Below are 19,587 nucleotides of genomic sequence, written 5' to 3' on the forward strand. Positions count from 1 at the left end.
GAGCTTATGTTAGATGTCCCAACGTCTATGTAACCACATCCATTGTCCAGGATATTCACGGACCCAAGATTCAACAATATCATTTAATTTTTGCGTAGAAGCAGCTATATCGATATCATTTTTTTCATCACGTGGAAGTTCTACATGGTCATATAACTCTAAACGATGACGTCCACTAGGCAAACGAATACAACGTGCTGGATAAATATCACAGTCATATTGTCGAGCAAGTTTTATAATTAAGGGGTTTGTTTTAAGAGGTCTGTTAAAAAATGTTCCCATGATACCGCGGCGAAATTTTTGATCAACGAGCATACCAACATTTTCACCTTCTTCTAATTTGGCTGCTAATGCCCATGCTGCTCCGGCCTTGGAGGGAACAAGGTGTCCCATAGAAGTTTGTCGTGCTTTAAGGATTCGTTTGGCAACATAGGGATTATTGGGTGGTCTAAATAATACCGTAACATTAAGATCAAAACTTTGTGCACAAATAGGCAGAAGTTCAAAATTTCCAGTATGTGCGGTGAAAAAAATATGTGGTTTTTTTTCATTTTTTAATCGCTCAAATATTTCAGTGCCTTTAACCTCAATGAAACCTGGCTCGTCTGCATGAGGATCAAAATCAAAAATTTTATCAAGAAAAATATATTCGGCTAGGAAACGTCCTATATTTTCCCACATTTCTATTGCAATCGCACGGAGTTCTTGCTCTGTTTTTTCTGGATATGCACTCCTAAGGTTTGCGAGTGTGATTTGATGACGATGTACAAAGGGACCAATTTTTTTTGCTAACCAAGCAAAAAAAGAAATTCCCATTTTGGCTGGAAAACATTTTAGAATAAATAAAGAACCAAAGAGTAGATATGCCCATAACAAGTAGGATATTTTTTTAGCTACAATTTTAATACGATATATGAGATTTTTAAGAGAAAGCTTCATCATGATTTAATCGATTTTAAGGATAATTTTACCAAAAACATCACGACTCTCCATTCGTTTTAAAGCTGTATCAATTTCATCCAGCCCAACAATTGTATCAATGACAGGGTGTACGGCTTTTTGTGCCATTTTTTGCATGGCATTTTTCATATTTTCCATACGGCAGCCAAATGAACCGAATATTTTAAGCTGTTGCTGGAATAATTGCATGAGATTTATTGGTGCTGAAACACCAGAGGTAGAACCGCAAGTCACTAAGCGTGCTCCTTTTTTCATACATAACAGAGAACCGTTCCATGTATCGACACCAACATGCTCAAAAACAACGTCAACACCTTTTTTTTGGGTTAATTTACGCACTACACCTTCAAAACGATCTTTACGATAATTAATCACATGATCTGCCCCAAGAGAGTGCGCTTTTGCAATTTTTTCATCTGAACCTACAGTTGTGATAACTGTACAGCCCATGTGTTTTGCAAGTTGAATGGCTGCAGAACCAATACCTGAGCCACCAGCCTGTACCAGGATTGTTTCTCCTGCTTGTAGTTTTGCGTTATCGAAAAGCATATGTTCTACGGTACCAAAAGTAATTGGAGCAACTGCTGCTTGCAATTCATCACATTGGGGAGGTGATGGAACTAATAAACGTGCTGGCAAATTGACAAGCTCACACGCAAATCCATCAAGGTGAAAACCATAGACTCCCTTTACATTACTGCAAAGATTATCCCGTCCTTCATGACAAGCTTGGCATACTCCGCAGGTTTGTGCACCATAAATTGAGACAATCTGTCCAAGTTGGAGATGTTCAACGCCATCTCCTATTTGTATAACCTCACCAGAGGCTTCTGCACCAATGATGAGTGGCATTTTTCTTTTCGCAAAAGCCATGCCACGCCATCCCCATACATCAATATGATTAAGAGCAACGGCTTTTATCCGCACAGTTACTTCACCTATACTAGGTGAAGATGGCGGGGAAATATTGGTGATTTCAAGCCGACGATCATCGAAGAGTTGCAGTGCACGCATTATCATCCCCCTTAAATATATTATTGGTTAGCGTTATAAAATTTTATTATTACAGGATTATCCTTTATATGCAGTGATAACAAGACTCATATTTTGACCACCAAATCCAAATGAGTTTGACAAAACCGCATTGACACAGGACTTACGGCTATGATGAGGAACAACATCTAAGGGGATAGTAGGGTCAGGGTTATCATAATTTATTGTTGGTGGAAGTATTCCCGATTGAATGGTTAAAAGCGAAAAAACCGCTTCTATTGCACCAGCAGCAGTTAATGTATGCCCAATCATTGATTTATTAGAAGAGACAGGAATATGCTCTAAAAGATCACCGAATACTGTTGATAATGCAAGATATTCCATTTTTTCATTTTCAGGTGTTGAAGTTCCGTGGGCATTAATATAGTCAATTTCATTGATGGTTATTTTTGCATCGTCTAAAGCTTTGCGAACGGATTCAATTGCTGGTGATGCATCGGGTTTTGAACGTGTACGGTGAAAGTCATCGGCGGTTTCTCCACAGCCAGCTAAAATTCCTAAAACTGTAGCATTACGGTTTAATGCGCTTTGAAGAGATTCAAGAACAAGAGCGCCTGAGCCTTCTGCCATAACAAAACCATCTCGATCACGGCTAAAGGGTTTTGCTGCTTTTTCTGGAGGCTCATTCTGAGTTGAAAGAGCAGATAGTAGCGAAAAACGAATAAGAGATTCTGCTGAAACTGATCCATCTGTCGCAATTATGAGAGCTCTATTTGTCTCTCTCCGTCTAATAGACTCAACACCTAATTGAATTGCTGTTGCACCAGATGCACAGGCAGTGGAAAGTGTAACAGGAAGTCCTTTTGTGCCAAATGTTTTTTGAAGTTTTTCTGCAATTGCACCAAATTGTGTGGATTCAAAAAGCGTCTCATGGAGTTTATCCTTACAGACTTTAAGAAGATGTGCATAAGAAGGCTCATTATTGAATTCTTCCTCTTGATCAAGACTAAAACGTGCTTTCCATTCAAGTTCAACAGGAGGAGCAGCTAGAAAGAGTGGTCCATTAAAATTTTTTTTATCAATAGCAGCTTGTTCTAAAGCTTCTTCAGCAGAAAGATGTGCAAGCTTCTCAGAGAGAGCTGAAGCACCAAGTGTACTTTCTTTAAGAAAATCAATTGTTCCAGCAATATATGTATTTAATCCCTCAACGGGAAAACGTGTTATTTTGTGGATACCACTTACACCACTTGTTAATTTTTGCCAATTTTCATGTTTCCCTTGTCCCAGTGATGTGACAATGCCTGCACCAGTTATTGCTACAAGTGGACGCCCAAAATGATCATGATATTTCACTATAGAAATTCCCCTTCAAACAGCAGTAAGACGCACAATACCTTCAGCTCTTTTTATACCAATCGTTGTAACAAATATTTCACGTACTTCTTTAGAAAAAGGTTTTTCATGAGGACTTAACGCTGGAAAACCGCGTTTTTTTTCAATTGAAAGTGCTGCAAGAGCTAGAGCTAGAGGAAATTGTGCTTCCCGCATATAACCAAATAATGTTGTAATGCCACGGTAAGATAGATCAGCATTATCAAGAGCATTTTGTTCTGCTTTTGTTGCTTCGTGAGCTCCTGAGGCTGCTGAAATGGCTAAGGCAGATTTAGCGCCCGCAGTTTTTAACATTGTTGCAATTGAATCTCTAAGTGGAATTTTGGTTCTATCTGTTTGGTCTGTAATAATTTGGCTAATTTCAGCATAAGCACGTGCGTTGCGTTTTTTGGCATGTTCTCCACTTTCAATAACTAGGAAGATCCCACCAGAACCTGCTATGACACCGCCGCCTGGATAGATTCCACGATCCCACACTGGGCTCCATCCATTATGGGTTAAAAGACCACCAAGCTCATGCGCCAACAACATATCATAACTTTGTGCATTATAGGAACTTCCTACAAGAGCATGGGTACTTTGACCTGATTTAATACGAGCTACAGCAATTTGAAGTGCAGAAAGACCACTGCCTTCTTCTCCCATAAATGTACGAGATGATCCAGTGACTTTATGAACAATTGAAATGTTTCCTGCCAAAAGGTTTGAAAGTTGTGCCAAAAATAATGTTGGACGAAGTTCAGTTGAAAGAGCAACATTTAACATAGAAGCATGATCGGCAACAGCGCGCGCTTTAGAAAGAATCTGTGTATCAACAGTAATATCACGTTCTCCCCCACTTGCCGCTACGATCATATCCATTGTTGAAGTGAGTTGTTCATTATTTTTCATGCCGGCATCATCAAGAGCAAGACCAGCCGCATAGGTACCAAGACGCTGCCATGTTCCCATTTGCCGTTGATCACTTTTTTTAGGAATTTGTAAACTCCAATCAATTTCGGGCAATTTATGAACCGTGTAAGGTGAAAAAGTTGTATAATCTAGGTTTGGTGTACGGATTGGATCATTTAAGAGATTCCAATGTTGATCAGTTCCTTCCCCCAGAGAGCTTATGAGACCTATACCAGTGATGAATACAGATTGATCATGCATGGCGAAAAAACTACTCCGCCTGTTTTAAGGCAACGAGATCATCAATTTTTGCACAAAGGTTTTTAAGAACAAAGTATTCTTCTGTTGCAACGGTACCTTCGTTGACTTCTTGTGTCCATTGTTCTAGAGGGACTTTTATTCCAAAAGCTTTATCAATAGCGAAAACAATATCAAGAAAATCAAGACTGTCGATTCCTAAATCGTCAATTGTATGACTCTCAGGTGTAATTGTATTGCGATCAATTTCACTGATTTCTGCAATGATATCAGCAACTTTATCAAACGTGGAAGGCAATGTACGGATTCCTTATTATAGAGTTAGTAAATTCAAAATACATTTAATATTGTTCTTCTAGCCTTTTTTCTCTTTAAAAAAAAGACTTAATCCAGAATATAGCTGTCTTTATCTATAGAGAAAAGAGGTTTACAGTACATGAAATACTATATCTCAATATTTAAAAAACTTTGAAATTTTATTACGCATTTATTTTACGAGACTATTTTTTCTATTGGCAGCAAGGACAGCAAGGGCTGTTATATTAACAACTCCCCGGGAAGTTACTGAAGGTGTTAAGATATGGGCGGGACGTGCTGCCCCGATTAGAATAGGACCAACATGGAGTGCATTTGTGAGGCTTTTAACAGTGTTGAGCGTGATATTGGCTGAATCAAGTGTTGGAAAGACAAGCAAATTAGCTTCACTTTTAAGACGAGAATTAGGAAAAACACGATCACGAAAAACTTTGGAAAGGGCAGCATCAGCATGCATTTCACCATCTGCTTCTAAATCAGGGTGTAATTTGGCAAGAATTTCTGTTGCACGTCGCATTTTACGCGCACTTTCTGTGTTTTTAGAACCAAAGTTTGAGTGTGATAATAAGGCTGCTTTTGGTGTTATTCCAAATGCTTCAACTTCTTGAGCTGCCAACACAGTCATTTCAGCGATTTCTTCTGCAGAAGGATTTTCATTGACGTAAGTATCTGTAAGGAAAAGAGTACGTTGTTGAGAGATAAGCAAACTCATAGCAGAAAAACGGTGAACATGAGGATCAAGACCGATAATTTGTTCAATCAATTCAAGTTGACGTTCAAAGCGTCCTTCTAAGCCGCAAATCATTGCATCTGCTTCTTCACGCATAACGGCAAGGGCAGCAATAGCCGTTGTTGATGTTCTCACTACTGTTTTTGCCATTTCAGGCGTAACACCACGCCTTCCTGTATAATGAAAAAATAAATTAACATAATCACGAAAACGTGGATCATCTTCAGGGTTTGTTAATTCAAAATCTATACCGGGACGAATTCTTAAACCAAAGCGTTTTAATCTTGCTTCTACGACATGTGGACGGCCGATAAGGAGGGGCGTTGCTGTTTGTTCTTCAATGACAACTTGTGCCGCACGAAGGACGCGTTCATCTTCACCATTGGCATAGATGACGCGTTTACGTTTTGCTGTTTTTGCTGCAGCAAAAACAGGTTTCATTGTTAAACCAGAAAGAAAGACAAATCGATTGAGGATATCATAGTAGGCCTCCATATCTTCAATGGGACGAATGGCGACACCAGTTGTCATTGCTGCTTTAGCAACAGCGGGGGCAATACGCAGTATTAAACGCGGATCAAAAGGAGAGGGGATTAGATAGTCTGGTCCAAAATTGGGTGGTTCTTTTGAGTATGCACGTGCTACAACATCTGAAGTTTCTTCACGTGCAAGGGCAGCAATCGCATGAACAGCGGCCATTTTCATTTCTTCATTAATTGCACTAGCACCTACGTCTAATGCACCACGGAAGATATAGGGAAAACAAAGGACATTATTAACTTGATTGGGATAATCAGAGCGTCCTGTGCAGATCATTGCATCTGGTCGTATAGAGCGTGCTTCTTCAGGCATAATTTCTGGTACTGGATTAGCCAGTGCTAAAATGAGTGGATTTTGAGCCATTCTTTTAAGATATTCAGGCTTTAAAACACCACCTGCAGATAGGCCTAGAAAAATATCCGCATCATCAATAATATCAGATAAAGTTCGTGCGTCCGTTTTTTGTGCGTAATTGATTTTCCAACGATCCATAAGGGTCTTGCGACCTTCATAAACAACTCCCTCTAAGTCACTAAGCCAAATATTTTCAACTTTTGCCCCAAGACGAACCAAAAGATTAAGGCAAGCGAGGGCAGCAGCACCTGCACCTGAGGTAACTATTTTTGCATTTTCAATTTTTTTTCCTGAAAGATTTAAGGCATTTAATACAGCCGCAGAAACAATAATGGCAGTTCCATGTTGGTCATCATGAAAAACTGGAATTTTCATTTTAGCACGAAGCTTTTCTTCGATGTCAAAACATTCAGGAGCCTTAATGTCTTCAAGATTAATACCACCAAATGTAGGTTCTAAAGTCGATACCGTTTGTACCATTTGTTCTATATCGGATGCATCAATTTCAATATCAAAGACATCAATATTCGCAAATTTTTTGAATAAAACGGCTTTACCTTCCATAACTGGCTTTGAAGCAAGAGGGCCAATATTTCCTAAACCAAGAACAGCAGTTCCATTGGATATAACAGCGACTAAATTAGAACGGGAGGTATATTGAGCAGCAAGATTAGGATCTTCATGAATTGCAAGACATGGTGCAGCAACACCTGGAGAATAAGCAAGAGCTAAATCACGTTGGTTATCAAGAGGTTTTGTTGCTTGTATTTCCAATTTTCCAGGTTTAGGGTACTGGTGATAAAAAAGTGCGGCACTGTCAAGTTCAGCTTTTGGTGAACTGAAATCACTATTTCGTTCTCTAGACATTTTTATGATATCCAAGTTAGCGTATGTGTATATGAGATGTTCCATCTACGATAAGGTTTTGTCCACTAATAGATCCTCATTTCTCTGAATATCAAAATGCATGAGTATGAGAAAACTCTTCTGGATCGTAAAACCAGTTTGATGATTCTTTTTGTTTTTGTGCATGAATAATTTCATTGATAGAAGCACGATTAGTTTTTTCTTTCCTTAATAAAACGCGTAAAAATTGATTAGTCTACAAACGAATAAAATATTACTAATAATTACATTACCAAGCCATTATTTTTTTTGCAATGCTTACAACTTAAGGAAAGAAAAGAAGAGTGTTTTCTATTAACTTCATCTTCTTTATTTAAATTTCTATAGGGAGGTAGAAGAAATTTTAAATAACAATTTGCAATTTATAAATTATTTTTGCAGCTATTTAAAAGGAAATTGGAACTTTAAAAATGGGAGTTGTTTTGTTTATTATTCAATTGAACTCTTAATAATGCAAACTTTATAATTTATAATGAATCATCTCGTATGTTGAATGAGAAATTTGAATACAATAAGATTCTTTTAGCTCAAACTCATCTAATATAATAAAAAATATTTACTTACATAATTCAAACGAGAGTAATATGTGGATAAAAAACATTAAAAAAAAATAAATAGAAGTGTTTCTATGAGCTATTTTAATACAAAAGCATGAATTTTTTTCACAATTAATAAAAATAATTATTACCGATTTTGTACCTTTATGAAACTATGAAAAATAAAGGAGTTAAGAAAAAGATAAGGAAATAGAAAACATGCTTTATCATTCTTAGAATGATACGTTGTTTGATAAGCCATTACGCTTCTTTAGGGTTATTGCTTAGGATATCAAAGAAAACCGCATGCCAATTATCCCAACCTTTGAAGTACAAAGCTACAGTTGAAAAAAAAGCATTCTATGATGAGCCATTAAAACAACTGGAGAGAGAAAGTGGAAAAAATATCTTTTTCCACTTTCTTATTTGTTATTGGATTCGACCACTTGCATGAGCAAGCATAGTATAAACTTTTCCGGTATCTGATATCAAGTACTTGCGAACTGAGTTGGAAGAGCCAGAACTGCGCGATATATCACGTAAGAGCTTTTCGAAATCTGTAACATATTGATTCACTGAACGTTTAAACCCAAAATCGCTCATATATTTTTTCTTAATCATTTCAAATATTTTTTGTCCATTTAAGGTATAAAGGCGTTCTGTTACGATGTTTTTTTGTCCACGTTGATAATGATCCCATAGCTCAACAATGGCATTGTGATTAATAGCTTGCACTATACCAGAAGCTAATGAATTAAGAGAGCAGTTTGCAGGAGATGGTTTTGTTTGCACTGATGTTAAAACATCATCACTAGGGGGAGCATCATAAAATGTTTCTTCACGTGAAGCTCTTTCTAAGAGATTTGATACCCATTTATTTGGTCTTTTTTTGCTTTGATCTTGTTGCAAAATAGGCTTAGGTGGCACAATCTTTTTAACAGACTCAGTGGAACTGTCACTTTTTTGATTAAACATTGATGATGTAGGAAATGCTGACATTAGCTGTTTTTGTGCGCTCTTTTGATCATTTTGTATAACACTGACTAAATCTTGTAACGCTGTAATCTGTTCATTCAAAGCTGTGCGAATTGTTTGCGTTGTTTCTTTTGTTTTTTCTGGAAGTTTTTTTACATTTTCATTGATATCATTATTAATCTTTGAAAGCTCTAAACGAACTTCATCAGCGGAGCGACGTATATCTTCTGCTGCTTCTGAAAAACGCGTTGATGCTTCACTAACAAGCTTATTAAGTGATTGTTGGAATGAATTTGTGGAGTTACGCGCATTCTTATCAGAGCGTTCAAGTGCTAAGTTGAAGATTTTTTCATAATGCCCAATCATTTGATTAATTTCATGAGACTTTGAAACAAGAGCATCGCTTAATACAGAAAGCGTATTATGTTTTTCTTCAAGTGTTGCACTAAGTGAATTTTCAGACTGTTCAAGAACATGAATAGTTTGGGAAAGTGTCTTTGCATGTTCACCAAAACTGCTCGTTATATGATTAATTTGTTCAAAGGTACTCTTTGAAAGTCCTTGCAGAATTTCAACATTAGTATTGAGCGCTTGATTTGAAGCTGACAAACGCTCTGCTACTTGGTCCGTGTTGCGGAAAAAATTATTCGTACTCTCATTAAACTGCCCATCAATATTTTGAACAGCCGATAATAAAACATTACTATTTTCGTGAAAATTGTAAATTGATTGATTCAACTGTGTTAAGATGGATGAGACATTATTAACAAGCTCTTCCTTCATAATCGTTATTGTTTGAAGTGTTTCAGAGTTAGCTTTGGTTAAGCTATTCACTAAAGATTCATTATGTGCATAAATTCTTTGTTCAGCATCTTGTGTGGAAAGAGAGAGTTGTTCACCGATATGCTGTGTTAAAGAATCAATTGATTCTGTCGTATTTTGCGCTGCTTGATTTAAGTGATTTGTAAGCTCTGTTATTTTTCCAACATGTTGTGAAATTTGTGTTGTTGTTTGATTTCCAGCATCTTCCAGACGGCTCGTTACATCAGAGAGCTGATATCCTAAATTATTTTTAAGATTTTGCATAGAGTGATGAAGAACATCACAGCGTTCATTAAGAACTTGTTCTATTGCTGTTGTTGATGTGTGAATAGTTTCATTCAATAATGCTTGTGCATTATGGCTGGCTGTTGCGAAAGCTTCGACAGTATGCGCTGTTTGTTCAGACAGAACTGACAGAACTTTTTCACTGGTATCATAAACAGTTTTTTTGACATTTGATACAATGCGATTGCCTGATTCTGAGAGAATATTTTCTGCTTGTGCAGTAACATTTGTAACAGATGAAAGAATTTGTTCACTCGTAGAAGAAAGAATATCAGAAGCTTTTATAATCTTATTATGCAGGTTATCTGTCACTGTATTAACAGAGTCTTCTAAGGTTACACGCATATTGTCAACACTGCTTTCCAGCGCTTGTTGAATTATCTGACTTTGCTCATTACTAATCATGAGAGACGTTTTTAATGTGTCAGAACGTTCCTCAATAACAGATGTTTGCATATCAATGGCTTCACAGATTTGGCTAAATTTTTCAGATAATGTTTCCTCTAGCGTTGTTGTCCGTTCAAAAATTTTGTGTGCACGATCTTCTAGATCTGTATCGAATGATTCCATACGTGTTTCAAGGGTTTCAAAGAAAACACCACTCGATTGAGAGAGAGTATTCTTTAAAATTTCGGCATGGCTTTCAAGGTTTTTGATATGATCTTGAACCGTTTCAGTAATGTTTTTATTATTGGCGACAATTGCACTCTCAACTAAATCTATTTGTTGTTTCAATGCAACATCGACACGTATATCACTTTTTGCAATGAGATTATGGATTGTTTCCATGCGTTGTTCAAGTGTGCGTGCTTGATCGGCAAGAACTTCATTGAGAGAAAAACTATTAATCGCTAAAGAATCGCGCAGAGCATCGGCACGGATATCAATATTTCTCGCTTGTGCTTCTAAAGCATCTTGGGTTGTATTACAACTTTGTACAATGACATCTTGTAACTTTTCAGTGCATTGAATGATGTTTGTAATATGATTTTCAGCTTGTTTATCAACGACTTGAACATTATCAGCCAAAACTTTTTCAATATGAGAAGTATTTTGGGACAAAACATCAATTTGATTTCTTAATGTATCCGCAATTTTATTTTTCTCGTTATCGAGCATGTCTGCCATAAGAGCTCGTTGATCAGAAAGTTGTACTTTAAAATCTTGTGAACGTTCTTGTATGATATCAACAATGGCATTGTCGACATATTGAATTTCTTCTCTCAGACTTTCCTTACTTTTATCAATTGCAGAAAGAATAGCTTCACGTCCATTTGTAAATGCATGGGTAATGTCTGCTGTTTTTTCTTGGAGGTTCTCATTTATTTTCAAGACATGAGCTTCCAAGAAGTTACCAAGTTTTTCAGCATTATCCTCTAAAGCCTGACTGCGTTCTATAAAGGAATCAATGATGGAATCACTATGTTCTTTAAGAGAAAGATCAACAGTTGCTAAACGTTGTTCAAAGGCTCCAATTGCTTGCGAGGTTACGTTATCAAATTTAGAAGAGAGTTTATGTGCTTGGTCGTCGAGCTTTAAGATCTTCTCATCAAAATTCTGTAGAGATTGATTATTACGATCAATAAGAGCTTTATCCAAGGCTTTAAACTTTTCATCGACAGCGTGCAAAGTTTGATCTGTTACTGCTTGTATATGTGTTGCAATTTTAGCAACATGTACTTCCGCTTTTTCAGCTGTTTCATTAAAGGTTTTTTCTATTTGTTTTTCATTATGATCAAATCGTTTTGCAAAACCATCAAAGTTTTTTCCTAATTCATGAAAAAATTCCGTGTTTTTCTGCTGAATTTGTGTTGTTGTTTTGTTAAATTTTTCAACAAGTTGATTTGTTACGCCATCACCGGCATAGGAAAGTTTTTCAACAAGGTCTTCACCTTGTTTTTGTAAAGTTTGAGAAAGGGTTTGTGCAAGCTTTTCAACATTGGTCACAATGTTAGAGGTAACCAAACCAAATTCATCACTCAGTTGTTCTTGGGTTCCTTTAATTGTTGATTGTACGCGATCTGCGTGATTCAAAATGGCTATGCGTTCATTACTCAATTCTTTGATTAATGTGTGAATGCGTGATTCATTCTCAGCATAGGCTTGTTCTAGATTGTGAACTTCACCTTGTATGATTGCTTCAAGTTCAACAGCACGTCCGAGGGTACGTTCAATACCTTCGTTCATTGCCGCTACTTCTTCACGAATGGTTTGCCCTATAGCAATAGCTTGTTTTTCAGATAGATGTTGTGGTTCACTAAGGCGCTGTGCAGCATTGGTCATAAGAAGCGCAATATTATGCAAGTCGTTTGAACGTTTTGTTAATTGAGCAACGCCCCAAGATATAAGGATAGGAATTGCTGTTCCGGCTGCTACAGCAAGTCCTGTTGGGGATGTAACAAAAGTGCTGATATTGGATAAGGAGCTGAGTCCGGTAGGTGCGAGTTTATGCGCAATAAAAGCTCCTCCCGTTGCCCATAAAGCACTAAGCGCTGTTGTATACCAGTAGACTCGAGAGGAAGAACGCTGCTTGAATGGTCCAAAATTTACAGGGGTTGTTATATCATCATTTGCAGGAAGAAGTTTTGTAGGCAATAATGTATTATGAACAGTTCCACCTGAAATATCAGGTGAAGGTTTTGGAGCAAAAAGCTGTTCAACAACGGATTTATCAACAACAGCTTCATCATGAATATTAGAAACAAAAGTTGACGTACCGTTTTCAGCAAAAAATTCTTCTTCTGCCATTGCAATTTTTTGAATCAGATCATCGACATTAACAACATTTTCAGAATTATTGGATGATATCGTTTCAAATCCTGTGTCATCGAAATCAAAGTTCATAGCTTTTGTGAGGGCTTCTTCAACTTCAACTTCAAATGTTTGCAATTTTGTTCTGCGTGCCATACTCGCCTCGTACTCTTACAGCCGGAAAAGGGATACGTCCTCTTCCACATAATTTCTACATACTAGCTGTTAATTATTTAGAAAGGAATATGCTTAGGGAAAAATTTTAAAAACTTATCAAGATAAAGTTAACGCGGTTTCTTGTACCCTGTTTAAAAATGTTATAAAATATAGTAAAAACAATTTATTATTTAAATCTAACTAAAACAAAAATACTGTTTACAACTTGTGTTTATAGAAAGCTTTATAAGCCGGCAGTCTTTGAAATAAGGACAATTTAATAGCGGTTATATATACAGTAAGGTGCGAATGCCTTTCTTTAATATCGATAATCGTTAATAAATGTTGTTGTCCGCTTACTTTTATTGATTCTAAACGAAGCAGATTCATCATCACATATAGTCCGTAATAGCTTAGGATGTATAAAAGTATCCCTTTGAATTGTAAGCTCATAAAAAAGTAAACGTGGAAAAATTTTTAATTTAATATAGCTTTTCGTAAGTTGTACTTTATTATTGTCTTAAAGAGCTGTTTTTTCTCTAATTTCAGTTGTTTGTTGCTGAATTTTTAAGCTTCTACGTTGACAATTGGATATTTTTCAGTCGATATGCATGCACGAATATTTTTATGCAATCTAGATAAAGGTGTAAGAATAATGGCAGAGCGATCACAACACCTGCAAGATGTGTTTTTAAATACGGTGCGTAAGCAAAAAATTTCCCTTACAATTTTTCTTGTCAATGGCGTTAAACTCACGGGTATTGTAACTTCATTTGATAATTTTTGTGTTCTTTTGCGCCGAGATGGACACGCGCAATTGGTTTATAAGCATGCTATTTCTACGATTATGCCTGGACAGCCTGTACAGATGTTTGAGGGTGAAAGTCCTGAGTAAACATATCATTTTAAGATAGACCTCTTATCCCATTTAAAAGTACTTAGATTGCTATGATAAATGAAAATGAGAGATTAGGAGGGGTATTTTCGCAGAATACAGGACAGGTGCGCGCACTTGTTTTGATACCGATTTTTCAAGAAAATAGAAGTGAAAGCTCTTTGAGAGAGTGTTCTATATCTTCTCGTGTTAAAGAATCATTGGGGTTAGCGCGTGCTATAAGGTTAGAAGTTGTTAATTATGAAACGATTAATATTGCAACGCCTCGCTCTGCGACTCTCTTTGGAAAAGGTAAAGTAGATGCGTTAACCTGTTATATAGATGAATATTCTATTGAGCTTGCGATTGTAGATCACTTTTTAACGCCAGTACAGCAGCGTAATTTAGAAAAATTGTGGAATTGCAAAGTTATCGATAGAACGGCTTTGATTCTTGAAATTTTTGGGGACCGTGCACGAACAAAAGAAGGAGTTTTGCAAGTAGAGTTAGCGCACTTGTCCTATCAAAAAGGGAGGCTTGTGCGGAGTTGGACGCACTTGGAAAGGCAACGGGGGGGGCGTGGCTTCCTAGGTGGACCTGGTGAGACGCAAATTGAAGCAGATAGGCGTCTTTTACAAGAAAAAATTATTCGTATTCGCCGCGAATTGCAAACGGTTATTAAAACACGTGCACTTCATAGAGCAAAAAGGAAAAAAACATCTTATCCTGTTGTGGCACTGGTAGGATATACGAATACAGGAAAGTCAACTCTCTTTAACCGTTTAAGCGGTGCAGATGTTTTAGCAAAGAATATGTTATTTGCAACGCTTGACCCGACTTTGCGCAAAGTTGTGCTTCCCCATGGAAAAACTGTTCTTTTGTCTGATACTGTAGGGTTTATTTCTAACTTGCCAACGAATTTGATTGCAGCTTTTAGAGCAACCCTTGAAGAAGTGGTTGAAGCGGATCTCATTCTTCATATAAGAGATATGTCAGATCTTGATCATCGAGCACATGCCCAAGATGTTTTAGAAGTGCTTTCAAGTCTTGATATCGATATTGATGATATGGAGCATATCATAGAAGTTTGGAATAAGATTGATATGTTAGATGAGCAAGCATTGAATGTTTTACAAACAAGCGCAAAGACGCGATTAAATCCTGCTCTCATGGTATCAGCACTTAAGGGGGATGGACTCGATCAATTATTAAGAGCCATTGAAAAGCGAATTTTTGGAGAGGTGCAAAGCATTGAATATCTTTTACAACCTCATGAAATGTCGCTTATTGATTGGTTTTATGAAAATTCTGCGGAAATAGTGCAAGAAGGGCATGATGATGGGTCTATTACCATTAGAGCGGTTGTTACTTCTGAAGCAAAAAAACAACTAGAGAGCCTCAAAAAAAATATGAATTAAGTTCTTTAAAGCTATTTTTGAACATTTTTTCTTAAATTTTATATTTTTATTATCTCAAAATAATATGACAGCAAGTTAAGAGGATAGTTACTACTTTCTCTTAATAAAACAATATGAAGAAGTATTTTGCTGGTTAAAATAAAGATGAGTCTTACATGTAATAAAAGACTATTCGTACGTACCGTATGGCGAAGCATTTTGATTGTTTTGCTATTACAAATGCTATGTGTATCTTTGATTTGGTTGTATTATTTTGTCCAGCCTCGTGGTTACCAAGCAACTTTAACATTTTCATTATCTGATTCTGTAGGAAAGCCATTACCAATTAAAAAGAAAGACAATGTTATCGCCTTTTTGTTTTCACAGCCTATGTTCTTCAATGATTCGAATTTTTCTTTAAGTGCTTCTTATAAGAAAAAAAATCATGAAAATATCCGTTTATCGCGTCATGGTGATTTTATCGATCTTACTTTTGAAGCCGAGACACTTGAAGCAGCTCAACGTGGGTTGGAAACTTGGTTTTCCGCATTTTCACAAGCAATCATAAAACAGAAACAATTCTTGTTAAATGATAAATTAGAAGACAAACAATATGATAATATTGCAATCCTTAATATCGTGCAGGAATTTCGTAAATCTATTGATTCTTTTATTCAGCGTGGTGTAAAACAAACAGAGCTTCATGATCTTTCGATGCAATTAACGCAAGCAACTTTAAAGCGTATTCATTTAACAAGTTTGAATTCAACGATTAACATGATGCGTGAAAATGGGCAGTCTTTACTGTCTTTATCGTTTATTGCAGGCAATTCAGCAATTGCTTCTCTGGAATCTAAACGTGATCTCTTGGAAACACAAAGAGCACATATGGCTGTGCAATTAGGGTGGACACATCCTCAAATTAAAGCGATGACTGCAGAATTAGAGACAGTTTCTCATCAATTAAAAAATAAAATTTTACAAATCGTTTATCAAGTTCATTCAGATGAGGTTATTGCAACGGAATTAGAAAAACAGCTCAAAAAAAGAATGAACTTTTTTGTAAAAGATCAATCCCAATCTTTGAATGAAATATTTAACGAGTTTGAAAATAAAATAAAAGTAGCAGTCGATGCCCAAAATGAAGCGATGAGCAAGTCTGCTCAACGAAGAGAAAAAATTATTGATTCATATCGGAGATTGAGTGATGATCCTCTTCTCTTACAAAATACAAATATCCACGTGGTCACGCCAACAACGTTAGCACCAATTTCTTTTATGGCTCTTTATGGAAAAAATATTCTTGTGAGTGCATTGGCCAGTTTCCTTACTCTTTTGCTAGGAATATTGTTATTCTATCCGTGCTTTAAAAGGAAAAAAGACCAAATCTCAGAAGAGGATTTGAGATCAAAAGAAAATGATCTTAAGAAGAATGAGAGTATTTTAGTCTCTCAAGAAATGAAAAATTTTGAAGCTTTTATTACGATAGAGGGATTATCTGATGTTTTGAAATGGCGTGCTTCAACCATTATTTCAATCATTGGACCAGAAGCTGCACGGACAGCGGCAAAGCTTTCACTTCATCTCACAAAAGAGAACAAAACAATTTTGTTGGTCGATATTTCTGGTCAACAAATAGAGAAAGTCATAGGCCCACATCGCGGACTGAGTGATATTTTAACGGGCAATGCCAAGTTGCATGATGTTATTTACCGTGATTATGATACGGGGGTTGATATTCTTCCTCAGGGGTTAACAAGTGCTATTTCAGCACAAGATTTTTCAAATGATATTTTTCATATATTACAAGAATTTAAAAAAGAATATGATTTTATCATCCTAGAGATGGCAAGTGAACCAAAATATGGATTTGAGCAATTTGCAGAGCTAACAGACTATTATATTTGTAATACTGTTCTTAATAAACAAGAATGGATGATGCGTATGGTAGACAGCTTTCCAAAGACTGTTTATCGCATTATTGCATCATAAGCTTCGTAAAAAAGAAATATGTATCGCATGTTATAGTGGTACGCTTGTTTTTTGCTAAAGTTGTAGTACATACTAAAATAGACAAAGAGTTAATGTTTAAATTTTAAAATGCATTTTAGTTGGAGAGAAGCGTGGGGCAATCAGAGATGGCAGTAAAGAGATTAAACAATAGCGTTTTAACGCCTGTGCAAAAGGAAAATAGAAAACATATACAGGTGTGGCTTTACTCTATTTTATTGCTTTGTTTGGCAATTGTCTTAGTGGGTGGTGCTACTCGTTTGACGGGATCAGGATTATCTATAACGGAATGGAAGCCAATACACGGCGTTATTCCACCGATTGGTGAGGATCAATGGCAAGAGGAATTTTTAAAATATCAACAAATAGCACAATATAAGCTGCTTAATCCTGATATGACCTTAAGTGCTTTTAAGATTATTTTTTGGTGGGAATGGGCGCATCGTGTTCTTGGGCGTCTTGTTGGTCTTGTCGCTTTATTGGGGCTCATTTGGTTTTGGGCGACTAAGCGTGTTGAAAAAAATATCTTACTCCCGCTTATTGTTGTACCTATTCTTATCGCCTTTCAAGGCTTTATTGGTTGGTGGATGGTTGCTTCAGGGATTGGGCAAAGTAATTTAACAAGTGTGAGCCAATATCGTTTGGCATTTCATCTTATAACGGCATGTTTTGTTATTGTTTTTGTTACTTATTTATCTCGAGGGCTTGCAGAATATTCAGAAAAACCAGCAAATAAAAAGGTGCAATATTTTGCGGCATGGCTTGTTATTTTCGTCTTGATAGAGATTTATTTCGGAGCTTTGGTTGCAGGGCTTCATGCTGGAAAAGTCTATAATACATGGCCCCTTATGGATGGGCAGATTATTCCTGATGGATTGTTGCAGCATCGTCCTGTTTGGCTCAATTTATTCGAAAATTCCTTAATGGTTCAATTTATTCATCGGTTTTTTGCTTATTTTTTATTGATTGCCTCGGCTATTCATGCTTTCTATGTACAAAAAAATGCTCCACATTCAACTCATTCTCGTCGTGCATTTCTTATCTGTGTTATGATTATTATCCAAGCAGTCTTGGGTATCTTAACACTGTTACATGAGGTTCCGATAAGTTTGGGGCTCATTCATCAAAGTATGGCATTAGTCGTGTTGTGTTTTGTTGTTGCACATTGGCGAGCAACAAAAGGAGCTTATCGCGTTGTTGAATAAAAGTTTGTGGGTAGGGAGGTTTAGTCGCTTGAAAGCATTAAATCGAGGTTTTGGATAGCTGCAGCTGATGCGCCTTTTCCTAAATTATCGAATATGGCGCTGAGATTAAAAATACCTTCACGATCATTTCCAAATACGAACAGTTTCATACCATCTTTATTGGCTAAACACTCTGGATTAAGTCTTTGAAGTGAAGCAGTTTCTTCTTGTGATGCAACTAAAATGGTATTTTGTCCATCGTAATGGTTTGCGAGAATTTCGCGCAAATCAGAACAGTTTGCTGATTTTGTGAATAAATGGCGATGCAGAGGAAGATTCACAATCATTCCTTGGGGAAAACGACCCACACTTGGTATAAAAACTGGGGGTTGATTGATTTGTCCATAGATTTTAATTTCTGGCACATGTTTGTGTTCAAGATTAAGACCATAGATAAAATAATTGTCCTGAATATTTTGTTGAGATTGATTTTCCATTTGTAAAATCAACTGTTTTCCACCACCGGTATAGCCGGAGATTGCATTAATCGAGATGGGATAATCGGCGTCTAGCAGTCCTGCTTCACGGAGTGGGCGAATCAAACTAATGGCACCGGTAGGATAGCATCCGGGATTGGTTATATAATGTGCTGCTTGGATGCGCTTTCTTTGTCCTGCTGTCATTTCAGGAAAACCGTAAACCCAATCTGGTGCAACACGGTGGGCTGTCGAGCTATCAATAATCCTAATGTTTTTATTTTTTTGAAGCCAATGAACCGTTTCGCGTGCAGCATCATCTGGAAGACACAAAATAGCAATATCGGCTTGATTAAGATAGTCTTGTCGCAGATGAACATTATGGCGATCTTTATGAGCAAGAGAGAGTAGTTTTAAATCTGTACGCCTTTCTAAGCGTTTTTGTATTTGTAGTCCGGTTGTGCCATGTTCACCATCAATAAAAACTTTGGTTAGCATTCTTATTTGCCTTCGTATTAACTTTGCCTATTATATTCAGCTTTTCACATTATAAATTATTTTTAATCATTAAATTATTGAATTTCTTTAGATTATAGATATTTTTTGTAAAAGGTGTAAACAAATAAGAGTGTAAAAAAAGAAATGTAATCTCATTTTTTACTATTCTCGAGAGGAAAGTTTTTCGCTGTTTTTATAACAAAGAATAAGATAAATATTTGCCTCATTATTTTTGAGTGTAAGTAGTTTAAAATGTTTGGTTTGCATGGTTTGCTGTGTTATCG

At 36.5% G+C, this 19,587-nt stretch carries 12 protein-coding genes; 4 read left to right on the forward strand and 8 right to left on the reverse strand.

What is annotated here, in order from left to right:
- Window positions 1-9 precede the first annotated feature (9 nt).
- From ACFIMP_RS02700 to ACFIMP_RS02730, 7 genes are all read right to left on the reverse strand, one after another.
- Window positions 10-939 (reverse strand): lipid A biosynthesis lauroyl acyltransferase, encoded by a 930-nt coding sequence (locus ACFIMP_RS02700; RefSeq protein ID WP_375685995.1) that lies wholly within the window; start codon window positions 937-939, stop codon window positions 10-12.
- 6 nt (window positions 940-945) lie between these two features.
- Window positions 946-1,974 carry a zinc-binding dehydrogenase gene (locus ACFIMP_RS02705; protein ID WP_375613072.1) on the reverse strand — a complete coding sequence of 343 codons (1,029 nt, stop codon included), beginning with the start codon at window positions 1,972-1,974 and terminating at the stop codon, window positions 946-948.
- A gap of 57 nt (window positions 1,975-2,031) precedes the next feature.
- Complete coding sequence (locus ACFIMP_RS02710) at window positions 2,032-3,306, reverse strand: beta-ketoacyl-ACP synthase (protein WP_375613071.1); 1,275 nt, start codon at window positions 3,304-3,306, stop codon at window positions 2,032-2,034.
- A 15-nt stretch (window positions 3,307-3,321) separates the two neighbouring features.
- Window positions 3,322-4,497: a beta-ketoacyl-ACP synthase gene (locus tag ACFIMP_RS02715; protein ID WP_375613070.1), complete on the reverse strand. Its 1,176-nt coding sequence runs from the start codon at window positions 4,495-4,497 to the stop codon at window positions 3,322-3,324.
- A gap of 10 nt (window positions 4,498-4,507) precedes the next feature.
- Window positions 4,508-4,792: an acyl carrier protein gene (locus ACFIMP_RS02720; protein WP_005773457.1), complete on the reverse strand. Its 285-nt coding sequence runs from the start codon at window positions 4,790-4,792 to the stop codon at window positions 4,508-4,510.
- A 189-nt stretch (window positions 4,793-4,981) separates the two neighbouring features.
- Window positions 4,982-7,300, reverse strand: a complete 2,319-nt coding sequence (locus tag ACFIMP_RS02725) for an NADP-dependent malic enzyme (protein WP_375611563.1) — start codon at window positions 7,298-7,300, stop codon at window positions 4,982-4,984.
- A gap of 1,004 nt (window positions 7,301-8,304) precedes the next feature.
- Entirely contained in the window at window positions 8,305-12,864 is a 4,560-nt protein-coding gene (locus ACFIMP_RS02730; protein ID WP_375621306.1) for a hypothetical protein, read from the reverse strand.
- A gap of 655 nt (window positions 12,865-13,519) precedes the next feature.
- Here ACFIMP_RS02730 and hfq point away from each other — a divergent pair.
- The 4 genes from hfq to ACFIMP_RS02750 all read left to right on the forward strand — a co-directional run bounded on the left by hfq (window position 13,520) and on the right by ACFIMP_RS02750 (window position 18,350).
- Complete coding sequence (gene hfq / locus ACFIMP_RS02735) at window positions 13,520-13,759, forward strand: RNA chaperone Hfq (RefSeq protein ID WP_005773461.1); 240 nt, start codon at window positions 13,520-13,522, stop codon at window positions 13,757-13,759.
- A 53-nt stretch (window positions 13,760-13,812) separates the two neighbouring features.
- Entirely contained in the window at window positions 13,813-15,156 is a 1,344-nt protein-coding gene (hflX, locus tag ACFIMP_RS02740) for a GTPase HflX (RefSeq protein WP_375629395.1), read from the forward strand.
- 144 nt (window positions 15,157-15,300) lie between these two features.
- Entirely contained in the window at window positions 15,301-17,127 is a 1,827-nt protein-coding gene (locus ACFIMP_RS02745; RefSeq protein WP_375685966.1) for a hypothetical protein, read from the forward strand.
- Window positions 17,128-17,273: 146 nt separating this feature from the next.
- On the forward strand, window positions 17,274-18,350 hold the full coding sequence (locus ACFIMP_RS02750; protein ID WP_375613147.1) for a COX15/CtaA family protein: 1,077 nt from the start codon (window positions 17,274-17,276) through the stop codon (window positions 18,348-18,350).
- A gap of 20 nt (window positions 18,351-18,370) precedes the next feature.
- Here ACFIMP_RS02750 and argC read toward each other — a convergent pair whose 3' ends face one another.
- Window positions 18,371-19,303 (reverse strand): N-acetyl-gamma-glutamyl-phosphate reductase, encoded by a 933-nt coding sequence (gene argC, locus ACFIMP_RS02755; protein WP_375613064.1) that lies wholly within the window; start codon window positions 19,301-19,303, stop codon window positions 18,371-18,373.
- Window positions 19,304-19,587 lie beyond the last annotated feature (284 nt).

Source organism: Bartonella sp. AP65SXKL (assembly GCF_042195725.1).
GTDB lineage: Bacteria > Pseudomonadota > Alphaproteobacteria > Rhizobiales > Rhizobiaceae > Bartonella.